The sequence below is a fragment of the Paracoccus sigandri genome, assembly GCF_003709565.1.
In the GTDB taxonomy this organism is placed as follows: domain Bacteria; phylum Pseudomonadota; class Alphaproteobacteria; order Rhodobacterales; family Rhodobacteraceae; genus Paracoccus; species Paracoccus siganidrum.
The window spans coordinates 1-3,932 of record NZ_QNRC01000075.1 but is presented as its reverse complement, the minus strand read 5'-3'; the positions used below and the strand labels follow the sequence as shown (position 1 = coordinate 3,932).

The window sequence follows — 3,932 nt, the reverse complement described above, 5'->3', positions numbered from 1 at the left end:
CGCAACCGTCTCGTTTTCCTCTGCTGTTCTTGCCTGGAGCGCGGTGATGGCTGCCGCGGCGACGATGTCCTCGGTCGAGCAGCCGCGGGACAGGTCGTTGGCGGGCCGGGCCAGGCCCTGCAGGATCGGGCCGATGGCGGTCAGACCGCCGAGCCGTTCGGCGATCTTGTAGCCGATATTGCCCGAGGCGAGGTCCGGGAAGACGAAGACGTTGGGGCGACCGGTCAGCCGGCTGCCGGGGGCCTTGCGGGCGCGGATCGCCTCGTCCAGGGCGGCGTCGAACTGGATCTCGCCCTCGACCTCCAGGTCGGGCGCGGCGGCGCGGATCAGCGCCAGCGCCTCGCGGGTGCGCGCCAGGCTGGGATGCTCGGCCGAGCCGGCGGTCGAGAAGCTGAGCAGCGCGAGGCGCGGCGTCTCGGCCAGGATCCGCCGGCAGCTGGCCGCCGCCGAGAGCGCGATGGCCGCCAGCTCGCGCGCGTCGGGCGCGATCACCAGCCCGCAATCGGCGAAGATCATCCCGCCCCTGATCGGCGCCGCCGGCCCGCAGGACAGCATCAGGAAGAAGCTGCTGACGATGCCCGCATCCGGCGCCCGGCCGATCACCTGCAGGGCGGCGCGCACCGTCTCGGCGGTGGTCGCCACCGCGCCGCCCACCGTGCCGTCGGCCTGGCCCAGCCGCACCCGCATCGCCGCCTGCCGGATCGGGTCGCGCATCTCGTCCAGCGCGCGCTCGGCGGTCATGCCCTTGGCGGCGCGCATCCGGTGCCAGTGATCGGCCAGGTCCGGCAGGTCGGGCGCGTCCTGCGGATCGATCCGGCCGATGCCGGGCAGGTCGGGCCCGCCCATCAGCGTGACGCGGGCAAGGCCGGTCCCGGCCAGCTGCCGCGCCGCCTCGGCCACCCGCGGATCCCCGCCCTCGGGCAGGATGATGTGACGGTTCAGTTGCCTTGCGGTCTCGAAGATACGCTCCAGCGGCTTCATCGCGCGCCCCTTTCCATGATTGCTCTCAGCCCAGCAGATGCAGCCCGGCGACGACGAAGACCCCCAGGAACACCGTCTCGGCCACGATGAGCGCGATGGCCCCGCCGCCGACCTCCAGCATCTTTCCCAGCGAGGTCTTGATCCCCACCGCCGCGATCGAGACCAGGAGCGCCCAACGCGACAGCCCGGCGGCAAGATCGGCGACCGGCGCCGGGATCAGCCCGAAGGAGTTCAGCCCCGCCAGCGCCAGGAAACCGATGACGAAGCCCGGCAGCAGCGGCGGCGCCTTGCCGCCCCCGCCTTCGCCCCCGCCCTCGCCCGCCTCGCCGGTCAGCCCCCGCGCCCGGATCGCCAGCGAGAAGCACAGCACCACCGGCGCCAGCATCGACACCCGGATCAGCTTGACCAGCGTCGCGGTCTCGCCCGATTCCTCGCTGATGGAAAAGCCCGCGCCGACCACCTGCGCCACGTCGTGGATCGTGCCGCCCAGGAACACCCCGGAATCGCGGGCGGTGAAGCCGAAGGCATCGGCCAGCATCGGATACAGCACCATCGCCACCGTCGACAGCACCGTCACCGACAGCACCGTGAAGACCAGGTCGCGTTCGGATTTCCGGTGCCGGGGCAGCACCGCCGCGATGGCCATCGCCGCCGAGGCGCCGCAGATCGCCACCGATCCCCCGGTCAGCAGCGCGAAGCGCCAGCCCCGCCCGACCAGGCGGCTGGCCGCCAGCGCGAACAGGATGGTCAGCACCACCCCGGCCACCATCAGCGCGATCGCCGGGCCGCCCAGTTCCGCCAGCAGCTCGACCGAGATCCGCGCCCCCAGAAGCGCCACCCCCAGCCGCAGCACGCTGCGCGCGGTGAACTCGATCCCCGGCGCGGTGCGGCTACCCGGCTCGGCCAAAAAGTTCAGCGCCAGCCCCAGAAGCAGCGCCAGCAGCATCGCCGGCGCGCCGTAATGCTCGGACAGGAACTGCGCCGTCACCGCCACCAGGACCGAGACGGCCAGGCCGGGAAAGGCGTCGTTCAGCACGCGCCGCGAGGGGATCAGGGTCATCATCGTCATGGTCACCGGCCCGGAAGAGAGGGGTGCAGGAAGGGGTCCCGGCGCGGCCAGGCGCCGCGCCGGGTCTGTCAACTCCGCGCGTGGCGGATCAGGCGCCTACAGCGCGCCCTGCTGCGGGCGCATGTCGGCCGGGTCGATGCCCGCCACCGCCACCGGCTTCTTCATCGCGTCGCGGCGGAAGGGCTCGCCCAGCTCCTGGTTCAGAAGCACCTCGATGAAGGTGGTCTCGCGCTGCTTCATCTGCCGCTCGATGGCCTCGTGCAGCGCCGCGGTCAGCTCTTCCTGGCTACGGACCTGCACGCCGCGGGCGCCGCAGGCCTCGGCGATCTTCGCGTAAGAGGTGTCGCGGTCCAGTTCGGTGCCGACGAAGTTGTCGGCATACCACAGCGTCGTGTTGCGCTTTTCCGCCCCCCATTGGTAGTTGCGGAAGATCACCATGGTGATCGCCGGCCAGTCGTCGCGCCCGCAGGCGGTCATCTCGTTCATCGAGATGCCGAAGGCGCCGTCCCCGGCAAAGCCGATCACCGGCATGTCGGGGCAGCCGATCTTGGCGCCCAGGATCGCCGGGAAGCCGTAGCCGCAGGGGCCGAACAGCCCCGGCGCCAGGTATTTCCGGCCCGCCTCGAAGGTCGGATAGGCATTGCCGATCGCGCAGTTGTTGCCGATGTCGCTGCTGACGATGGCATTTTCCGGCACCGCCTGCATGATCGCCCGCCAGGCCTGGCGCGGGCTCATCAGCCCGGCGTCGCGGGCCCGCGCCTCCTGGTTCCAGACCGTGCCGGGATCGTCCTCCTCGTGGTCCAGGCTGGACAGTTCCTGCGCCCAACGCGACCGGGTCTGCGCCACCAGCTCGCGCCGCTCCTTGCGCCCGGCATCGCCCGCGGCAGGCGCCAGCTGCGCCAGGATCCCCCGCGCCACCTTGGCCGCGTCGCCCTGGATGCCCACCGTGACCTTCTTGGTCAGCCCGATCCGGTCGGCATTGATGTCGACCTGGATGATCTTCGCCTCCTTCGGCCAGTAGTCGATCCCGTAGCCCGGCAGGGTCGAGAACGGGTTGAGCCGCGTCCCCAGCGCCAGCACCACATCGGCCTTCCGGATGATCTCCATCCCCGCCTTCGAGCCGTTATATCCCAGCGGCCCCATGGCCAGCGGGTGGCTGCCGGGGAAGCTGTCATTGTGCTGGTAATTGCTGCAGACCGGCGCATCCAGCCGCTCGGCCAGCTTCACCAGGTCCGGGATCGCCCCCGACAGCACCACCCCGGCGCCCGACAGGATCACCGGGAATTTTGCCTCGCTGAGCAGCCGCGCCGCCTCGGCCACCGCCTGCTCGCCGCCCGAGGGCCGCTCGAAGGCCACCACCTGCGGCAGCTCCACGTCGATCACCTGGGTCCAGAAATCGCGCGGGATGTTGATCTGCGCCGGGGCCGAGTTGCGCCAGGCCTGCATGATCACCCGGTTCAAGACCTCGGGGATGCGGCTCGCGTCGCGGACCTCTTCCTGGTAGCAGACGCAATCGGCGAACAGCCGCATCTGCTCCATCTCCTGGAAGCCGCCCTGGCCGATGGTCCGGTTCGCCGCCTGCGGCGTGACCAGCAGAAGCGGCGTGTGGTTCCAGTAGGCGGTCTTGATCGGCGTCACGAAGCCGGTCACGCCGGGCCCGTTCTGCGCGATCGCCATCGACATCTTGCCCGTCGCCCGCGTGAACCCGTCCGCCATCAGACCGGCATTCGTCTCGTGCGCGCAGTCCCAGAAGGTGATCCCCGCCTTCGGAAAAAGATCGCTTACAGGCATCATCGCAGATCCGATGATCCCAAAGGCATGCTCGATCCCGTGCTGCTGCAAAACCTTCACAAAGGCTTCCTCAGTGGTCATTTTCATCGGC

General features: G+C 70.4%; 3 protein-coding genes. All 3 read right to left on the bottom strand.

The window, feature by feature from the left end; all coding sequences use genetic code 11:
* The coding region (locus tag C9E82_RS23535; protein ID WP_122449410.1) for a phosphate acetyltransferase at window positions 1-981 on the bottom strand (981 nt) is incomplete at its 3' end.
* A gap of 25 nt (window positions 982-1,006) precedes the next feature.
* Window positions 1,007-2,050 (bottom strand): YeiH family protein, encoded by a 1,044-nt coding sequence (locus C9E82_RS23530; protein WP_122449409.1) that lies wholly within the window; start codon window positions 2,048-2,050, stop codon window positions 1,007-1,009.
* Window positions 2,051-2,146: 96 nt separating this feature from the next.
* Window positions 2,147-3,928 carry a sulfoacetaldehyde acetyltransferase gene (gene xsc, locus C9E82_RS23525; protein WP_119897077.1) on the bottom strand — a complete coding sequence of 594 codons (1,782 nt, stop codon included), beginning with the start codon at window positions 3,926-3,928 and terminating at the stop codon, window positions 2,147-2,149.
* Between the last annotated feature and the right edge of the window lie 4 nt (window positions 3,929-3,932).